12 protein-coding genes, 1 CRISPR repeat array and 1 riboswitch (1 of these 14 only partly in view) are annotated in these 20,153 nt (G+C 28.4%); all 12 genes read right to left on the bottom strand.

What is annotated here, in order from left to right; genetic code table 11:
* Positions 1–1,298: direct repeats of the CRISPR family, unit length 30 nt; unit sequence GTTTTTAGCCTACCTATAAGGGATTGAAAC (it extends 649 nt beyond the left edge of the window).
* 497 nt (positions 1,299–1,795) lie between these two features.
* A complete protein-coding gene (addA, locus tag ACAG39_04105; protein MEZ0536421.1) occupies positions 1,796–5,539 on the bottom strand; it encodes a helicase-exonuclease AddAB subunit AddA in 3,744 nt (1,247 codons plus the stop codon).
* Positions 5,520–9,035, bottom strand: coding sequence for a helicase-exonuclease AddAB subunit AddB (gene addB / locus ACAG39_04100; protein MEZ0536420.1), 3,516 nt, complete (start codon positions 9,033–9,035; stop codon positions 5,520–5,522). The genes addA and addB overlap by 20 nt, the downstream gene beginning before the upstream one ends.
* A 336-nt stretch (positions 9,036–9,371) precedes the next feature.
* Positions 9,372–9,551, bottom strand: a complete 180-nt coding sequence (locus tag ACAG39_04095) for a hypothetical protein (protein ID MEZ0536419.1) — start codon at positions 9,549–9,551, stop codon at positions 9,372–9,374.
* A gap of 136 nt (positions 9,552–9,687) precedes the next feature.
* A riboswitch (cyclic di-GMP riboswitch) is annotated at positions 9,688–9,774 on the bottom strand.
* A 90-nt stretch (positions 9,775–9,864) separates the two neighbouring features.
* Positions 9,865–11,697 carry an HD domain-containing phosphohydrolase gene (locus ACAG39_04090; GenBank protein ID MEZ0536418.1) on the bottom strand — a complete coding sequence of 611 codons (1,833 nt, stop codon included), beginning with the start codon at positions 11,695–11,697 and terminating at the stop codon, positions 9,865–9,867.
* A 69-nt stretch (positions 11,698–11,766) separates the two neighbouring features.
* A complete protein-coding gene (locus tag ACAG39_04085; protein MEZ0536417.1) occupies positions 11,767–13,581 on the bottom strand; it encodes a chemotaxis protein CheA in 1,815 nt (604 codons plus the stop codon).
* A 16-nt stretch (positions 13,582–13,597) separates the two neighbouring features.
* A complete protein-coding gene (locus ACAG39_04080; protein MEZ0536416.1) occupies positions 13,598–14,422 on the bottom strand; it encodes a protein-glutamate O-methyltransferase CheR in 825 nt (274 codons plus the stop codon).
* Positions 14,423–14,438: 16 nt separating this feature from the next.
* The gene (locus ACAG39_04075) at positions 14,439–14,900 is read right to left on the bottom strand and encodes a chemotaxis protein CheX (GenBank protein MEZ0536415.1); all 462 of its coding nucleotides are present in this window, start codon (positions 14,898–14,900) and stop codon (positions 14,439–14,441) included.
* A 6-nt stretch (positions 14,901–14,906) separates the two neighbouring features.
* Positions 14,907–15,383: a chemotaxis protein CheX gene (locus ACAG39_04070; protein MEZ0536414.1), complete on the bottom strand. Its 477-nt coding sequence runs from the start codon at positions 15,381–15,383 to the stop codon at positions 14,907–14,909.
* Positions 15,380–15,739, bottom strand: coding sequence for a response regulator (locus ACAG39_04065; GenBank protein ID MEZ0536413.1), 360 nt, complete (start codon positions 15,737–15,739; stop codon positions 15,380–15,382). Before ACAG39_04065 ends, ACAG39_04070 begins: the two co-directional genes overlap by 4 nt.
* Before the next feature lie 2 nt (positions 15,740–15,741).
* Positions 15,742–16,794, bottom strand: coding sequence for a chemotaxis response regulator protein-glutamate methylesterase (locus ACAG39_04060; GenBank protein ID MEZ0536412.1), 1,053 nt, complete (start codon positions 16,792–16,794; stop codon positions 15,742–15,744).
* A 15-nt stretch (positions 16,795–16,809) separates the two neighbouring features.
* The gene (locus tag ACAG39_04055; protein MEZ0536411.1) at positions 16,810–18,228 is read right to left on the bottom strand and encodes a chemotaxis protein CheW; all 1,419 of its coding nucleotides are present in this window, start codon (positions 18,226–18,228) and stop codon (positions 16,810–16,812) included.
* Between the two features lie 17 nt (positions 18,229–18,245).
* Positions 18,246–20,141 carry a methyl-accepting chemotaxis protein gene (locus ACAG39_04050; protein MEZ0536410.1) on the bottom strand — a complete coding sequence of 632 codons (1,896 nt, stop codon included), beginning with the start codon at positions 20,139–20,141 and terminating at the stop codon, positions 18,246–18,248.
* Positions 20,142–20,153: the final 12 nt, after the last annotated feature.

Raw genomic sequence — 20,153 nt, 5'->3', positions numbered from 1 at the left:
ATATATCATCTGCCAAGTTTTTAGCCTACCTATAAGGGATTGAAACTACCTTGCCAGCAAGACAGTGGCAGACCTGACAATCGTTTTTAGCCTACCTATAAGGGATTGAAACATTCCATACTCCACACTATCAGGTCCTTTTTTAGCGTTTTTAGCCTACCTATAAGGGATTGAAACATTAACTGATGAATAAAAAGTTTGTTCTGGTGCCACGTTTTTAGCCTACCTATAAGGGATTGAAACCCTAATAACAGACAAGTAAAAATTTATTTTTCATCAGTTTTTAGCCTACCTATAAGGGATTGAAACCCTGCATTCCTGCAGCAGGCAATCAAAGCCTGCTGGGTTTTTAGCCTACCTATAAGGGATTGAAACTTATACCAGTTTTTAAAGTTACTAATGATTATGACTGTTTTTAGCCTACCTATAAGGGATTGAAACTTGAATACATGCTACAAAATAATATAAAAGACAGAGTTTTTAGCCTACCTATAAGGGATTGAAACATCTGTTCTGTTGATACTGTTGAGTCTTCTTCATAAGGTTTTTAGCCTACCTATAAGGGATTGAAACAAATATTAGTAAACACAAAATAACTCCAAGTGTTATAGTTTTTAGCCTACCTATAAGGGATTGAAACATTCTTTTTTGATACAGGCTGCAACTTTTGGACTGGTTTTTAGCCTACTTATAAGGGATTGAAACTGCCATTTGATTATAATTACCTTTAAATTTGTCTGAGTTTTTAGCCTACCTATAAGGGATTGAAACGCTGATAAAGTGTATGAATGGCAAGAAATAAAAAAGTTTTTAGCCTACCTATAAGGGATTGAAACGTTGGCATTCTTTCTAATAAAACTATTGTTAGTCAGTTTTTAGCCTACCTATAAGGGATTGAAACACGCTTTCCCGAATTGCCTCGACTAATTCTTTTAAGGTTTTTAGCCTACCTATAAGGGATTGAAACTAAAGAAGTGCCACGTTGTACTTTAGAAAACTTAAGTTTTTAGCCTACCTATAAGGGATTGAAACATCTTCCTACCATGTTTACATCTGCTTTTTCCAGCGTTTTTAGCCTACCTATAAGGGATTGAAACTTAGAATTCCTTGAAAAATATGAAGGATATGACCTGGTTTTTAGCCTACCTATAAGGGATTGAAACATCTATTTTGGATTTTGTTCTTGGCTAACCATGCACCGTTTTTAGCCTACCTATAAGGGATTGAAACTATTTTACTTCTGTCCATTCAAGGTCAAGATTTCTTTTGTTCTTAGCCTACCTATAAGGGATGTAAATGATAAAATATGAATGGCTCACCCTAACATTACAGTGAACAAGTATTTCAAAATGTATAAGAATTAAGGCTCTATGTCAATAGTTGGGGTAGGTAAATTAATCAAATGCCTACCTTTACTTATTTTAAAAGGTATTTTTAAATTTGAATAATTTAATAAATATAAAATAAAAAGATAAGCATGATAAAATAGACCAACAAAGCAGTTGGTTTAAAAATATTACAACAACATCATTGTTGTTAGTAACTTTTTTTACTAAAACATCTTTCAAATTAAGCAAATCATTGATAATATTATACTTGGATAATTTGTTGTTATGTACTTTATCAGATGCCTCCTTATAAGTTTTTTAATTATACTTTATCAAAGTTTTTATTAAAGTAGGCATTTGAATAAAGTGCATTTTTTTATTTCAAAAAATAAATGTTGGAATTACCACCCCAACATTTATTATTGAACCTAAAAATAAGGCCATCTCCTTGGATAGCCTTATTTTCTTCAAAACTCTATTAACTTATCACAGCTGAAAAGATAGATGTATTTTTCTTTTATTTTCTTTTGCGTCAGCCTTTCTAAAGCTTTTGAATAGTATTCAATCTGAAGTTTGTATTTTTCTTTTATTTTTTCTATGCTATCTCCTAAATTTCCCATTGAAACTTTATCTGTTTTATAATCTATTAATATTATCCCGTCATCTTCTTCAAAGTAGCAATCAATTACACCCTGAACAAGTATTGTTTCGTTTTTATATATATCTTCTTTTAAATTACTGAAAATATCTGCACATGGTATATCAATATTAAATGGTATTTCTCTGTAAATGTTTTTTGCTGACTTCATCCTTTCATATATTGATGTTTTCATGAATGAATTAATCTTTTCTATATCAATTAAATTAGCCTGTTCTTGTGTAATAATCTGTTTTAAGAGCAAATTGTTTATTTGAGCACTTGCATCATCAATTGAAAAATCTAAATGCTGCATTATTAAGTGATACAAAGACCCTATCTCAGCACTTGAAACCTTTTTGTTTTCCAAAAACTTTGGCTTTTCTAATAATGTTGAAGTTCCATAATAATATACTTCATCTGATGATTTTACCTCAAACTGCCTCTTTAGTTCTGTTACAGATATCTTAGATGGTATTTCTGTTACTTTGATATAAGGATATTCCCAGTTTAATCTTCTTGTTACCTCTGAAGAACACTCTGATGTATTATTTTTTTCTTCTAAGTTTCTTAATAGCTCATCAATATTATTTTTTTCATCTTTTTCTTTTTGCTTTAAAAAATCTTCTTTTTTACAAACTCTTATATCCCAAATAGAAGAATCATCAATGAGTTTACCAGAAAAGTCCTCAATAAGTTTTTCTCTAAAGTCAATTAGGCCTTTGTGCCTAATAAGGCATGGAACAATTAAATCGAGATAATTTTTACTTGTTAACACCTCATAGTCTTTTATTTTGTCCTCATTTGTTGAGGCTTTTTTTATCCAGTTTTCAAAACACTTTGAAAGATTTTTAGCTAATCCAACAATAATAAGTTTTTCACGAGCTCTTGTAAGTGCAACATAAAGAAGCCTTAATTCTTCTGAAATATTTTCTTTCCTTAATTGTTCTTTTATCATTTGCTTATAAAATGAGTCCATTTTAACTCCCAAATTAGTATCTACAATATCAGTAGCTATACCAAGTTCTTTATGCAATAAAACACTATTATTCAAATCAGATAAATTAAAATTCTTTCCACAACCTGCAAGAATTACAACTGGAAATTCAAGTCCTTTACTTTTATGTATGCTCATTATTCTAACAACATTATCATTAGGACTCAGTATTTTAGCACTTCCAGTATCGCCTTTTTTACTTATTATCTCACCAATAAAAGTTATAAAGTTGAATAGCCCTTTATAGCTTGTTTTTTCAAACTGCTTTGCCTTCTCATAAAGCATTTTTAAATTTGCCTGCCTTTGCTGGCCATTTGGCATAGCACCTGCCATGTCAAAATACCCTGTTTGGCTAAATAGTATGTCAAGTAATTTATCAGTTGGTGTATATTTTGCAAGTTCTCTCCATCTTTTTAAATTCAGAAGAAACTTTGACGCTTTCTGAGATAATTGCGATTGCCCTTCTTTTGCTAATTTAGCTAATGCATAATAAAGTGGTTCTTGAGGATATAATATCCTTAATTCTGCAAGCTCATCTGCTGTAAAAGAAGCTATAGGTGATCTTAAAACAGATAGCAAAGGGATATCCTGAAGAGGATTATCAATTATCTGTAAAAGTGATATCATAACCTGCACTTCAACCGTTTTAAAAAAACCTGCCCCTGTATCTGCAAAAACTGGTATACCTCTCTGTGTCAGTTCATCTACAAATACATCTGCCCAATTAGCTGTTGTTCTAAGCAATATAACAATGTCTTTATACTCTACCCTTCTATATTCATTTTTATCTTTATCAAATATATGATAATATTTACCATTAATATCTTGACTTACAAGCCTTTTTATCTGTTCTGCAACAAGCCTTGCTTCACACTGTATATTGTCAATTGACTCTTCCAATTCTGTTTCATCTGGTAAGTTAGACTCTTCATCTTTACTGTTGCTGTCTTGACTCTCTTCTATATTATTGCTTAATGCATTATCATCAATTAAGAATAGCTCTACACTCCCACCATATAAAATGTTATTATTGTCTATTTCAGGATAATTTGCACCTAAAATAAGTGCTTCATTATCATCATAATTAATTTCGCCTGCCGACTCTGACATAATCTGAGAAAATATAAAATTTACAGCATTTATTATCTCTTTTCTGCTTCTAAAATTCTTATAAAGCAAAATCTTTCTTGTCTTTTCGCCTTTTTGTGTTGAATAGCTTTTGTATTTCTCCAAAAAAAGTTCTGGACTTGCCTGTCTAAATCTGTAAATGCTTTGTTTTACATCCCCTACCATAAAAACATTTGGTTTATCTGAATCACATCTTGATATTAAATTAACTATCATATCCTGAACTATATTGCTATCCTGATATTCATCAACCATTATTTCTTCAAACTGCTCTTTGTATCTTTTTGCTATGTCAGAAGGGACTATTTCATTACCTATCTTTTCTGATAATATTCTTAAACACAAATGCTCTATATCGTTAAAGTCTATTAAAGACCTCATGTTTTTCTTTTTATCAAATCTTTCAGAAAACATAAAAACAAGGTTTTTTAAGCTATTCAATACAGGAAATAGTTCTTTAAATTGGTCTTGAATATCCTGCAAATTAAATTTGAAAAATTTATCCTTCAATTTACCAATTCGTTTTTTAATATCATCTCTTATCTCTTTTACCTTATCCTGCATTTTAGTATCTTCTATATTTCTGATAATTGGTAACCTCCCAAAATTTATTGTTTGAAAACTATTGTGTATCTCATTCCAATTGCAACTGCTATTTAATAAACTGAATAAATTTAATATACTGTTATAATCAGTTTCAAATGTTTCTTTATATTTTTTAAGTTCTAAGTTTTGATTAATGATACTTAATGCAATATCTTCTAATTTTAAAATATCCTCTATTTCATCTTTTAATTTATTAATGATAATTGGCAAATAATCTTCCTCAAAGTAATTACTATCTTGATATCTTTTCAGTTCTTCTAATTTTCTTTCAAACCATTCATCAGGGTATGGAAAACTCTGAATAAATGTGTGTATTGAAAGAATAATATCCTGAAGTCTTTTATCATTTTTATAAATATTAAACCAGTCCAATAATTTGATAAAATCTTTATCCTGCTTTTCATATAGGTCTTCAAATAATTCTTTTAGTACCTCTAATTTCATAAGTTTGCTTTCCATTTCGTCCATTACCCTAAAAGTAGGGTCAATATTCAATACGTGATAGTTATTTCTAATAACATCAAGGCAAAATGAATGAATGGTAGATATATAAGCTTTCTCAATTAGACTTATCTGCCTTTGAAGAAAATCTGATTGTGGGTTTTCTTCTATTTTTTCTGTAAGAACCTTTAAAATCCTTTCCTTCATTTCAGATGCTGCTGCATTTGTAAATGTCATTATTAAAATTCTATCTATATCAATTGGATCATTGACATTGGTTATTCTTTGAATTACCCTTTCAACCAAAACTGATGTCTTGCCAGAGCCTGCTGCTGCAGATACCAATATGTTGCAATCTTTTTCATTAATTGCTTCTAACTGTTCATTGGTCCATTTGCTCATTTTCTTCACTTCCTCTTATAATTTGCCATAACTCATCATCTTTTTTATTAGTAAGGTTTCTATATGAGTTGCCACTACTATTATCAAACTGGCATACAGACGAAAATTTGCAATATTCACAAGGTGTATTACTTTTGTATTTATAAGGCATTATATTTACATTACCTTGTAAAATATTATTGCATAAGCTTTTTATAAGGTTGCTTATATATATTTTGAGTTTTTTGAAATCTTCAATGCTAATAACACTTGAATTTTTTGTAAATGTATTATCTTTTTTAATGCTTACCGGAATAACAAAAGAATATTTATTTTCCTCAAGCTCGCAGTCCATAGCTTTTAAAATCTTAATATCATCTATCATCAAACCATTTAATTTCAATTCTTTTTGCTTTTCTTTTTCAATTTCTTCAATAGGCTCCATTTTATCTAATCTAATAATTGGGTCATTGATTGTAAAATAAAACATACCTGCTGGATTTATTATAATATTTTTATTCTTTGAGAATCTATCCCATATTGCAATTAGATAAGTTATAAGCTGTATTTGTAGTCCATAATATAGTTCGAGTAAACTGAAAGATTTTTTCCCTGTTTTATAATCTATAATTCTAAAATGAATTTTATTATTTTCTTTAAATATATCAATTCTGTCAATTCTGCCTGTTAGATAGACTTTTTTGTCTTTTTCTATCTCAATTTCAATTTGATGATATTTCCCTTTTTCATCAAAAACTACCTCAAATTCATCTGGAAGAAATTCTCCTGCACTAATCTGTTTTGCTATTGTATATACAGACCTTTCTAAAACCTTTGTAAATCTATTAATATATGTTCTATACATTGTTGAATTTAGTATAGAAGATCTTTCCATTTGACTAAGAAGTTTATTTATAGCTATATTAACTTTTTCTTTACTCTTTTCCATATCAATGTTGTTCCATTTATTATTTTCATTTTTATAAATATCTATTGATACTGTTTCAATTACTTTATGAGCAAAATTACCTATATCTATCGGATTTAAATTAAATATCTTTCGCTCTTTAGCTTTTAAAATATATTGGACAAAAAATGCAAAAGGACATGCAGAATAACTTTCTAATTTTGATATACTAAAAACAATTCTATTATCTTTGTTTCCTCTATTAATTAACAATTTATGCATCTTTTCTGTACTAATCGGTGGTATTATATTCTTATATTTAAACATTTCTATTATCCTTTGGCATTTATTATGCCATTCTTCTTTAGAATAAAACCATTTGTATACATCGTACCATAAAGAGCTAATTTCTTTGTCATCAATAAAACCTCTTAATGATAAAACCATATTACTAAAAGTAGGAATAGCTGTCGAAATTAGTTCTATCTCTTTTTGCTTGTCAATAATAGGTACAATATCACTTTTCTCACTTATATTTTTAAAACAGCTTTTAATTCTTGATAATATAGTAGATGGCCTTAAGGTATTCCCTTCTAAGTCTGCTATGGGAAAGCTTATCCTTATGATTTTATTTGCAGTAGTAAAAGTCTTATAAATTAAAAACTGTTCTTCTATTGAGTTTATCTTTGTGTTGTTAATAAGATCATATCCAATTTCAGAAAGCTTTCTTCTATCCTTTTCTATCAACAAATCTTTATTTGTGCTGGTTGAAGGTATTGCACCATCATTAGCACCTAATATAAACAGTGCTTTAACTTCATGGCTTTTTGACCTTTCAAATGTTCCAATCAAAACTTGGTCATTAAATGCTGGAATTGCACCTATGTTATATTCCTTAAAACACAATTCTAAAATATCTGAACATTCTTTAATAGTATACTTATCATCACCTAATATCTCTACAATTTGGTCAAATACATTTACAACAATATTCCATACCTGAACAAACTGGTTTGCTAATTCAATATTATTGTTCTTTTCAAAAAGTCTAACATAGTTTTTGATTCTTTTTGGCAATTTAATATCACATAAGAAATCATAGATACTTTTAATAAAATCAGCCATATTTTTGCTATTATTTAGATTATCCATAAGCCTTAATAAAGGAGATGAAACATCATTTTTTATTTTATTTATATGTTCAAGGAATTTACTCTTATTTGGTTGCTTGCCTTCATCACTAACATCACCTTGCGTTTCTTCTATATCGTCAAAATCAAAGCTTGCTGTCATATCCCATTCTTTATTACTTGTCCACAGGTTTCCTCTTATACCGTGCTCAAGAACATAGTTTTCTAAAATGTCAATTCTTGCTTGAGAAATTCCTGTAAGACCAGTTTTAAGATATCCAAAAACTGATTCATATGACCAGTTTTCAATAAAAATATCTAAGACAGACATAATTAGCCGTACTATTGGATGTGTTATTATATCAATCCTTCTGTCAATAAAATATGGTATATTGTATTTGCCAAATGTATTTTCAATAAGTGCTTGGTATTCTGATAAATTTCCTGTAATTATAGCAATGTCCTTAAATCTATATTCTTTGTCTCTTACAAGGCTTATTATTTCTCGAGCAGTATCTTCCACTTCAGCATACATATTTTTAGATGTAAATAAGGTGATATCTGTTGTTGTTTTTTCATATATTTCATAAGGATATGAGTAAAGGTTTTTTTCAAGGTGGGCAATTTCAGGACTATCTTTAAATCTATATAACACTTCACTATTTAAATTTACTGCATCTTCAATCTCTATATTATTTCCCTGTGCTATTTTAGTTATTTTTTTATATATCTTTCTTGTCCCTTGAAAGATATCAAAATTTGTTGTTGGATTTTCTTCTAAGCTATCAATGCAAAGAGTAATATTTACCCTTTTTGCTTTTTTAAGAAGTTGTTCAATTATTCTATATTCTTGAGGTGTAAAATATGAAAATCCGTCTATCCAAATCTCAGCTTCATTATAAATGGATAAATCATCAAGCTTTGATAATGCTAAAGTAATTATATCCTCTGAATCATGATATTTATTATTAATCTCTTTTTGGTACTCATTATATATTAAATAAAAATCATTAAGTTTATTGTATAATGTTTTATCATCTTTAACTTTTTCCAAGATATCCATTAATATATCTAAGGAGATGTTGCTCCTCTTAAACTCAGAAATTAGTTCTGAAACCTCTTCAACAAATCCTTGTTTTGAAGCAATATTAGAGAAAATATTTAATTTATCCTTTAGGTTTTTTAATATATCGTATATTATTATATTTTTTGATGCAGAATCTAAATTTTTTAAATTAGCCCTACCAACATTATTTAAAATTCTATATGTAAGCCTTCTAAAACTTAAAACCTCTGTTTTAATTATTCCTTTATTTTTCAAAACAGATATAAGTTCTCTTTCTGCTTGCAATGTAAACTGTTCAGGTACTAATAATATATGAAGCCTTTGTTCTAAATTATCTATATCATCTTTTATTGAATTAAGGCAAAAATGTGTCTTACCACATCCAGCTCTTCCATAAATAAATCTTAAACTCATGCTATCAGACTCCAATACAATAATAATAAATTATGTAAATATTGCTATTATTTATTATAGCAGAAAACTTATAAATATAGATATAATAAATTATCTTTATTTAATTTTTTAATACTTTCTTAGTTGTTACAGTGAATGCAATATAATACAATTCTATATCTCTAATGCAGTCTTTAAGCATTGTTTTAGCTAATATAAATCATTTTAAGAATGTCAACGATAATTATGTGCATCAAAAAGATTCAAGTTCTTTTTTCTTTTTGATCTTTTCAAATAACTGCTGCAAAGTCTTAATTGTCCTTAATCGAAATGAAGAATTCAAAATTTCCTTTATCATCACTTCTTCAAAGTTTCATTATCTATATATACTGTTCCCACACCTATTTGTCTCAATCTTTCGATAATTCTTTCAGTTAAAACAGTTCCTTGGCTTAAAATTATTATTCCTTCTGATGAAAAAATAGGCATTCCTAATTTTTTACCAATAACTTTATCATTTAATAGTGCTAACCTCATGAATTTTCCCCCATGTATTAATAAAAAAAACAGGCAATATGTGAGTTGCCCGTTTTAAACTTATTATAAGTAAGACTTAGTATAGAGGTTGTTTTTTACCTAAATCTTCTTTATTAGCCCTTATCTATAAATATCAATTGACAATCCAGCCATCATAGCATATATATACCTTAGGCCTGTGGCTTTGCGTCTCAGTCTTTCGACGAGTTTGCCTTTTTCAATTTTTAATATTAAAATTGAAGGATATATCTTATTTATATCTCAAATCACTTATACATTTTTAAATCTCAGCTACTTATTGGCTTGTTGTGCTTCAATTCAATCTGGTCGAATTACTATGATAAGGTTCAAATAATTCAATAAATATTTCAGCTATTTTAGGATCAAATTGTGTACCTGAACAATATTTTATTTCTCTAATAGCCTCTTCATGAGTTTTAACCTTATTATATGGCCGTAGATTTGTCATAGCATCGTACGCATCTGCTAAAGCTAATATTCTACACTCAATTGGTATCTCTTCCCCTTTTATTCCAAGAGGATAGCCTGTCCCATCCCATTTTTCATGATGTTTTAAAATTAGTTCAGCTATAGATCCTAACTCTGGAGAAGCCAAAGCAATTCTATAACCTTTTTCTGAATGACTTTTTATGATTTCCCATTCTCTTTTTGTTAATGGCTCCTTTTTGTTTAATATTGAATCAGGTATTGCCACTTTACCAATGTCATGCATCTCAGAAAGTAAAATTAAATTATTTTTTTGAGTATCATCTAAATCTAATTTTTGGGCCATTAATTCACACATTTTTTTAACCCTATCAGTGTGTCCTTTGGTTACATTATCTTTTTCTCCCAAAGCAGCTAACAAAACACTAATTATCTGATTTTTTGAGCTTAATTTATTAAGTAGCTTATCCTTATACATATTGTCATCAGCTTGTTTATAAATCTCAAACAAATTTTGATTATTATTTTCTAATGTAGCAAATCCAGTTGCTACACTTAAAACAAGGAGTTTTTCTTTAAGATTATTGTTATATTTTTCAATATTCCTTTTAATTGTATCTGTTATTTCCTCTGCTTTTTTATGATTAGTATTAGGTAAAATTAATAAAAACTCATCTCCGCCAATTCTTATTGCTATATCATTTTTTCTTTTTGAAGATAGTAATATTTTTGCAAACGACACTAATAACTTATCTCCATAGGTGTGTCCCATAGTATCATTTATTAATTTAAGACCATTAACATCAAACATAATAATACTTAATGGTAAACTTTCATTTTGTGGAAAAGAAGAAATTAAAGAAGTAAAATAATTATAATTATATAAACCAGTTAATAAATCATGAATGGCTATATAATCTAATTGTTTTTGATAATTTATTAAATCATTTTTTTCTTTTATTAACTCCTCTTCTAATTGTTTTCTTCTTATTATTTCGTTCTTTAATAAAAGATAGTTTTTATTTAGGTTTTGTGTATAAATAAGTATAAACATAATAACAAACAAAAATGATAATATCAAAATAAGACGCTGAATATTTAATAGGGTATACAAATTCTTAAAAGTTGTTTGGGTATACATACCTGTTCCAATATATGCTTCAATCTCTGGAATACCTTTTACATATGATAACTTTGGTTGATATTCTTTTGAATGCGGTAAATATGAATAATATGAAACATAAGAACCTTGCGGATACTTTTTTGCTGCTTTAACAAGCTCTCTTATTATATATTTACCTTTTATATCTACATAATTCCATTGATTTGTTCCTTCTTTTTCTGGTTCAAAAGGCTGTACCAAATATGTTCCATCATATGAGCTCATAAATATATAGTTTTTTGAAAATTCATCATTAAAAGTCATATTTCTTACAATATCTGTAATCCTTTTTATTGCTTCTTCTTTAGAAATCTTGTTTTCTCTCTTCATTGTTATTATTGGCAAAATTGTATTATAAGCAATTTCAACCTTCTGTTTTAATTCAGCCTTCCTTTGAAGTTCAACCTGTTTGAAGAAGATATTTGAAACAATTAATACAGAAAATATGGCAATTATAATTAATATAGGTATTACAAAATACAGAAAATTCTTATCAATAATATTTTTACTTCTTAACTTTTCAAAAATATTATCCATATAAATATCAACCTTCATAACTTTCTAAAATTTAATATCAAAAAATTAATATAATATATTCTCAATTATTTATAAATTAAAATATTCAGGGTTTAATACTATTACTACATTACCTTCAACATCAATATTGGCTCCCAAAGCTATTTTGTTGTTTGCTATAGCAGTTGGTAATGGTTTTAATACAAATTCTTCATTTCTAATTAGTGAATTAACTGCAATACCTACTTTTTCATTTCTTATTTTAACAATTAAAATAGGTAATAAAGATTCATTACCCATTATTTCATCAATATAATTAATTGGTAACTTATCTTTATAATAAAGGGCATAGGATAGTGGAACTATTGGTATTACCTCGCCTCTAATATTAACTGCTGCTCTATCAATCAGATACTCAATTTTGTCTTTATTTATCTTTATAGTTTCTTCCACATAGTCCATAGGTATAATATAATTTATTCCCTCAAATGAAACTAAAACACCTTGTGTTAATGCAGCAGATAAAGGTATTTTTAATTTAAATTCAGTTCCTATGTTCTTTTCAGAATTTACTTCTATTTCACCTTTTAACCTTTCTATGGTTGATTTTACAACATCCATCCCCACACCACGACCAGATATATCTGTTACTACTTCAGCTGTTGACATTCCAGGATAAAAAATTAAATTAATAATATCATTATCATTCATTGATTTAGCCTGTTCCTTGCTTACTATTCCTTTTTCTATTGCCTTCTTTAATATCTTTTTTGTATCTATTCCTTTTCCATCATCTGATATACTTATTTCAATATATCTTCCTCTATTATTTGCTTTTATTATAATATTTCCCTTTTCATCTTTCCCATATTTTTTCCTATCTTTTGGCTTTTCAATCCCATGGTCTATACTATTTCGTATTAAATGTATTAATGGGTCATTTAATCTTTCAACAATATTTCTATCAATTACTACATCACCGCAATCTATATTAAGAGCAACTTTTTTACCCATTTTTTGTGCCAAATCACGAACAATTCTATTATATTTTTTTAAGATACCGCTTAATGGTATCATTCTCATATTCATAATTTCAGCATGAATCTCATCTGCTGTACGATGTATAAATTTTATTTGGTTTGAAAGTTTTTTTACAGCCTCATTGTTTTTATTTATCTCTATTTCCTTTAGTAAATATGAAAAAGAGTTTTTGGTAGAAACAATTTCACCTATTAACCCTAATAATTTGTCTATTTTTTGATAACTGATTTTTATGTCCTCATTAATATATTCATTTTTTATTGTACTGTTATTATCAATTGACTCAATTTTATTTTCTGATTTATCATTGTTTGAAGTATTGTTTTTATTATATTCATCATCAACATTTAAGTTTCTATTCTCTTCTTGATTTTTATCTAATTCATTCTCAATCTTAGTATTATTGTCTAAGCTATTTTCTGAAATTTCATTCTCAGATAAATTTGATTTAATTAACATATCTTTCTGACTTGAAGACCACGATAAATCAAAGTCAATCTCAAAATTGATATCTTCACCTTTATTAAGACCTTCCTCTAATTTATACATTACCTTTTTGATAATATCTACATTTTTAAGCAAATATTCTATTATCTCAGATGATACTTTTATATTGTTTTTCCTTAATTTATCCAAAACCTCTTCTACAATTTGACATAAGACAGTAACATCAACAAGTCCTTCTAAAAAACCAGATAAACCTTTTATTGTATGAATTTTTCTAAACAATTCATTAATGTCATCAATATTAAGTGTTTCTTCTATTTTTAATATGAGTGAGTCGATATTCTCCAAATGTTCTTTAGATTCATTAATAAAATCAACCAAAATATCAAATTCAGTCTTTAAAACAGTTATTTTCAATTATAACACCTCTCATTCATATATGAGGTTTCCTATAGACTATATATCCATCTTTTCTTTCCAACTTGAATAAATTAGATAATCTACCTACAGACTCAGAATGTCCAAGAAAAATATATCCTCCATTATTTAGAACATTATAAAATCCTTGAACAACTTTAGCTTTATTCTCATCTGAAAAATAAATCAATACATTTCGACAAAAAATAAAATCCACATTATTAAATAGACTATATTCATCATATTTAATCAAGTTATGATGAAAGAATTTTACCATTTTTTTGATTTCATTGTTAATTTTGTAGCCTTCTTCTACTTTAATAAAATATTTGTTTAAATATTCATCTGGAAGATACCTTACTGACCTTTTGTCATATATACCCATTTTTGCTTTATTCAACACATTTTGATCAATATCACTAGCTAAGATTTCAACTTCAAATTCATCTCCAAGAATCTCTTTTGCAATAATAGCCAATGAATATGGTTCTTCTCCAGTAGAACACCCTGCAGACCAAATCCTTATTTTTCTTGTATTTTGGTTCTTTTCTTGTGCTATCTCTAATAAACATATTTCACCAAAAACTTTAAGCTGATCGAATTCTCTAAAAAAATAAGTTTCGTTTACTGTTATTTCATTAATAAGTTTTTGAATTTCTTTCTTATCTTGTTTTAAATAATTAAAATAATGGTAAATATCCGGTATTGACAGTTCATTCATCCTTTTGTTTAATCTCATCTTGACATGATTATCTTTGTCTTCGGACAAATATATCCCACACTCATTTTCAATAATTCTTCTAATCTCTCTATAATAAATACTTTCTAATTCTTTTTTCATATATAAATAATGCTCCTTATTGCCATAACCCAATAACCATTTGAACATTTCCATGTTCAGTTACATAAGTCATCATTTTGGATTGAGTTCTACATACAATTGCAGTCAAGTCTTCTCCTACAACCAATGTAGGAGTAGTGATATCTGTTTTATATCCATATGAAAATAGATTTGTGCTTGCATATGCAGTTATCATATTTCCAAGTTCTGATAAAGCACTTCTTGCCATCTCTGAGTTTATATCATTCATAAAACCGTCACTAATATTTTCTACTAATTTATTGCCCAATTTATTATCCATACCAATAATAACACTACCCCTTAAATCTCCTAATAGCCCTAATATTATATTTATTGGTGTTTTACTTTCTATATTTTGTAAATCACATGAGCTATTTATATTTACATATAACATGTTAAATTGCCCTAATATATTTTTTAATGCCTTATCAAAAGAGTTAAATATTTCTTCAGCCATCTGCTTTTATCCCCTTTCAAATCCTACATTAAGAAAAAAGGAGCCATATAAAGTTAAATAATCATACCTGCTATTTGTAATTTGTGCTGTTGAAACAATAATTCTCTTCCCGAAAAAAATAGATGGGGGTGTAACCTTCATTATTATCCCAGATATTTTTTTGTATTCTGATGCTATATTTCCTGATACTATGTTATTTAGTTCTGATATCACCTCAAGGACTTCATCATTTGTTGGATTAGATTTCCCATATACCTGTAAAGTGATATAATCAGCTAATATCTTTTGAATACCAAGAATAATTCTTCCTCTTTTTTCTCCAGTAAAACTTACTATTGAGATTATGCCATCATATTCTATTTCATTGAGATTATTTTCTCGATAATTTACTCTTTCTGGTTCAATATCTGTCATCTGCGTAAAAACATCCAAAACAACTTTATCGCAGCTTTCTGATATTTGCATATTTATTAAATCAGTCATGACATAGCACCTACCACCATAAGTATTTCTTTTATTTCATCTGGTTTAAATGGTTTTTTTATGATCCTTATGATATTTTTATCATTCTCAAATAATTCTTTATTATCACCCAGAGCAGTTAAAAAAACAAATTTACAGTTACTATCAATTTTATTTATTTCTTTATATGCCTGGTCACCCTCCATAACTGGCATTGTTAGATCCATAAATACTATATCAGGCTTAACGTTCATGTAATTTTCTACAGCTTCTTTACCATTTGAAGCTATAAAAACAACTTGGTGTCCATTTTTCTCTATTTCTTTTTTTAATAATTTATGAATCATAGGTGAATCATCTACAATCATTACTTTCATTCTTACTCCTCCTCAAACAATCCTACTAATTCTATTATTTTTTCAGCTATCTCATAAGATGGTATTATAAAATCTGCTCCACCTCTTTTAATTGCTTCTTTTGGCATTCCAAAAACAACTGCTGTTTCTTGAGATTCAGCGATTGTAACTCCACCTATTTCTTTTGTTTTTACCATCATATCAGCACCATCATCTCCCATGCCAGTCATCAAAACACCTATGGTATTAGCACCAAAAATATTTAATACAGAATTCATCATAACGCTTACCGAGGGCATAAACTGATGTTTAGGACTTTGTGTAAGTCTAATTCTAATTTTTTCATCAATAGACTTATGTAGGGTCAGGTGATATCCACCTTTCCCTACATAACATACTCCTTTTTCAACAGTCATACCTGCACTTGCCTCAACAACAGTAATATCAGATGAATCATTTAGCCTATTTGCATATTGTGTAGTAAAATTAGGTGGCATATGTTGAACCAGAAATATTGCAGCATTTAAATTTCGTGGTAAATATGGAATGACATCCATAATTGTTTTAGGCCCACCAGTAGATATTCCTATTGCAACAGCTTTAAATGCATCATGCTTAATGACCCCAGCAATTTTTTTAATATTTGTTCTATCTTTTCTAACTAAATATTTTTTATTTTCATCAGCATTATAAGCAAGTTTTATTTTTTCAATTAATTCATCTTTTACCTTTTCAATATCCAAAGAAATTGTTCCACTAGGCTTTGCAACAAAATCATATGCTCCTAAATCGAGAGCTTCAAAGGTGGTTTTAGCTCCATCATAGGTTAATGATGATAACATAATAACTGGTGCTATTCTTTTATTTACTATTATTTCTAATGCTTTAAGTCCATCCATATTAGGCATATTAACATCTAATGTAATTACATCTGGTTTTAATTTTTCAGCTTTTTCAATTGCTTCAATTCCATCTCTTGCTGTATCAATAACTTTTAGTTGCCTGTCACTTTCAATCATTTCCTTGATTTTTTTTCTCATAAAAGCTGAATCATCTACTACTAAAACATTTATCATTATTAAGTTACCACCTTATTGATGAATTATCGAAGATGTATTTAATACAATAACAACCTGTTCATCTTTTTTAAGAACTGACTTTATATATCTTTTTTCAATATCAACATTTATTTGGTTTTCTTCATTGTCCAGTTCAATTATATCTTTATCTCCAAAACTTGAAACGCTAAGAACTTTTTTTGCTATTATTCCATATTTTTTATTTCCTATTTCAACTATTATTATTCTTGACGAATCATTAATTGTTGTTTGTGTTTGATAGAATAATTTATCAAGATCAAAAATTGGAATAATTTCGCCTCTTAGGTTAGCAATCCCTTTAATATATTCTCTTTCTTGTGGTAGTGGAACAATGTTTGGAACTTTATTTATTTCTTTAACATCAGTAATGTTTAAAGCCATAAGTTGATTATCAGTCTCAAATATTACTACTTGCATTTCATCATTTTTTGAATCCATACCAATAAATTCATCTCCTGTGTTATAATCACTTCTAATTTTTTCCTCGAATCCCGATAAAATCTTGCTTGTGTTCAAAACCATAGCTAAGCAATCTTTAGCATTAATTATATTTTTAATAATTTCTTTACTGCTTATTAAAAAACTAGGCTCTTTAATATCACTTTTAGCTACTGATAGAACAGCATTTACTTTATCAACAATGAATCCAACTTTATAATCGCTCTCCATCAAAATAATTATTCTTGTTGCATCAGTTATTGGTATATTTTGTAATCCGATTATTTTAGATAAATTTATAATTGGTATTACCTCACCTCTAAGATTTATAACGCCATCAATATTGTTTTCATTATCTGGTATCTCTGACAGTTCAGTATATCGCATTATTTCTTTTATTTTTTCTATTTCTAATGCATAATTTTGCTCACATATTTCAAAAAGTATAAATCGGCTTTCAGATTCAGATATATTATTTTTCAGCTCTTTTGAATGCTGTGTTTTTGACTCTTTTTTGTTTGAATAATTAAATAAAATAATATTCTCAGAAACAACCTTTGCAATATCAATAAGAACTACAATTCTATGCTTTGACTCTTGTTTAATTATTGCCTCAATTTCTTCGTAACTTCCTATTTTTTTCTTATCAATATCTTCTTCATCATATTCGGTAATATCAAGAACTTTATCAACAATAATACCAAATTTTTTCATATTTTCTTCTATAACTATAATTCTTCTATCCTCAGTTGCTCCAATGGAATCAATTTTATATTTTTCTTTTAGGTCAATAACAGGAATAATGTCTCCACGTAAATTAATTAGTCCAGCAAAGTAAGAAACTGTTAAAGGAACTGGCGTAATCTCTGGAACTCTAATTATTTCCTTAACATTATTTATAGATATACCTATTGTCTGTTGCCCTAATTTGAAGCTAACTATCATATTGTTCTTATCTTTATCTTTGTTCATATCTACCAAGTCCCTTCTTACATTGTTTCAATCTCTTCTGCTAAGCTTGAAATATCTTGCACTGCTGCAATTAAATCATCTGCTCCACGTTTTTGTTCTAAAGCTGCATTAGTTGCTTCTGTAACTGCTGATAGATTTTCTTGGGCAGCAGAACTAATATTTTCAAAGCCTTTCTGAAGTTGTTCAATTGCTGTTAAAACCTGCTCAATTTCAACGTTAATCTCATCTGAAGCCTTTTTCATTTCATCAACTAATTTTAGAGTATCTTTCATTTGGTAGATATCCTTTTTTGATTTTTCAATTGATAATGTAGTTGTATTTACAGCATTGTCGATATCTGTTATTATTTTTGTTATTTGGTTTTGAACGTTTCTTACAATATCTTTCATATTATCTGCATTTTCTGTAGATTCACCCGCTAAAGTTCTTATATCTGTTGCAACTACAGAAAACCCTCTCCCAAATTCTCCAGCTCTTGCTGCTTCAATAGAACCATTCACTGCTAACATATTTGTTTGGACGGTTACTGATGCTATTGATTCAATAATTTTTTCTAAATTTCGTGAATTTTTTTCAATATCTTTCATTAAGTTAATTATCTCGTGGTTTATTTGCAGTGTTTCAGTTATATTCTCAATCAATTTAAAGCTTGTATTAGTAATTTCATTTAAATCAATTGAGAATTTATTTATCACCTGGTCTAACTCGTTTACTATTTGTCTTTGCTTTTGAGAATCATTGACTATCTTGCTAATCTCCTCACGCCCTTCTTCTGCATGTTCTGATTCAATTTTTGAAGCTGTTTCAATTTGTCTTAAAGCTTCATGAATCTGATCTAACGATGAGGATATCTCTTCAATAGCAGAAGAAAGTTCATCAGCTAATAAAGCAATTTTACTTGCATCTTTTTCAGCATCTGTTGAGTTTCTGAGGTCTTCAGCCAATTCATTAAGTTCATTTGTTCTACTATTAGCTTCATTATAAGCTGTAACTTGTTCTGCAGTTGATTTACTTATTTCGACTGCTGATGATGCAATTTGTTCTGAAGCAGTTGCTATATTTTCCACAAGTTTTAAAAATTCATTCATTGCATCAGATGTTTTTTGTGAAGTTAAATGTATATCTGATGTCCTTTCTAAAACAATTTCAAACGATTGTGTATTTCTAATTAGATTATTTAATATATCATCACCAATATTTGCTTGTTCATCTTCATATTTTACTGATTGTTGAATCTTATCAACAACATTTTTTATACCATTGTTTACTTGTTCAACAATATACTTTACATTATTTGCTAATTTTTCTGCAACTTCAGCAAGATTTCTTACCTCGTCAGCAACAACAGCAAAACCTCTACCGTGTTCACCAGCTCTTGCAGCTTCAATAGCAGCATTTAATGCAAGCAAATTTATTTGGTCAGCAATCTTTGCAACATTTGAAACAATATTGGCTATTTCATTAGAATATGCATCAAGTTCATGAACCATATTCGCTAAAACTTGCTTCTTCTTAGCTGATAACTTAATATCCTCAATTAACTCTTGAATTCTTTTTGAGGTTTCGTTTACAGCAACACTTAGGTTTTTAGCCCTATCATTTAATGCAACTGAATTTCTTAAAGCAACAGCTGATGATTTTTTAATTTCTTCTGTTGCTGCTTTTGATTCCTCAACTGCTGCAGATGATTCCTCTGCTGATGCTGCTAATTGTTCTGCACTTTTATTTAGCTGTTCAACAGCAGCCGTAGATTCTTCAATTCCTGCCATAAGTTGTGCTGCTGCAGCTGCTAACCTTTCGGATAGCTGTTGCTGCCTTACCAATGTTTTGCTTTTAATCTTATTGTCTACATTCTTTGTTGTACTGCTTGGTCTACTTGATATTTTTTTGGGTTCAATTAACTTTTTCTCCATAAATCATTCCTC

It is taken from the genome of Caldicellulosiruptoraceae bacterium PP1 (assembly GCA_041320695.1).
In the GTDB taxonomy this organism is placed as follows: Bacteria; Bacillota; Thermoanaerobacteria; order Caldicellulosiruptorales; family Caldicellulosiruptoraceae; genus JBGGOQ01.
The sequence above is the reverse complement of the archived record's forward strand: the minus strand, read 5'-3'. Positions and strand labels throughout refer to the sequence as shown.

Bases quoted from the DNA above. Each gene is read 5' to 3' on its own strand.
- ACAG39_04070 (MEZ0536414.1), bottom strand. From the start codon at position 15,383: ATGACTGATTTAATAAATATGCAAATATCAGAAAGCTGCGATAAAGTT.
- addA (MEZ0536421.1), bottom strand. From the start codon at position 5,539: ATGAGCAAATGGACCAATGAACAGTTAGAAGCAATTAATGAAAAAGAT.
- ACAG39_04055 (MEZ0536411.1), bottom strand. From the start codon at position 18,228: ATGAACAAAGATAAAGATAAGAACAATATGATAGTTAGCTTCAAATTA.
- ACAG39_04090 (MEZ0536418.1), bottom strand. From the start codon at position 11,697: ATGGATAATATTTTTGAAAAGTTAAGAAGTAAAAATATTATTGATAAG.
- ACAG39_04095 (MEZ0536419.1), bottom strand. From the start codon at position 9,551: ATGAGGTTAGCACTATTAAATGATAAAGTTATTGGTAAAAAATTAGGA.
- ACAG39_04060 (MEZ0536412.1), bottom strand. From the start codon at position 16,794: ATGATAAATGTTTTAGTAGTAGATGATTCAGCTTTTATGAGAAAAAAA.
- ACAG39_04050 (MEZ0536410.1), bottom strand. From the start codon at position 20,141: ATGGAGAAAAAGTTAATTGAACCCAAAAAAATATCAAGTAGACCAAGC.
- ACAG39_04075 (MEZ0536415.1), bottom strand. From the start codon at position 14,900: ATGGCTGAAGAAATATTTAACTCTTTTGATAAGGCATTAAAAAATATA.
- ACAG39_04080 (MEZ0536416.1), bottom strand. From the start codon at position 14,422: ATGAAAAAAGAATTAGAAAGTATTTATTATAGAGAGATTAGAAGAATT.
- addB (MEZ0536420.1), bottom strand. From the start codon at position 9,035: ATGAGTTTAAGATTTATTTATGGAAGAGCTGGATGTGGTAAGACACAT.
- ACAG39_04065 (MEZ0536413.1), bottom strand. From the start codon at position 15,739: ATGAAAGTAATGATTGTAGATGATTCACCTATGATTCATAAATTATTA.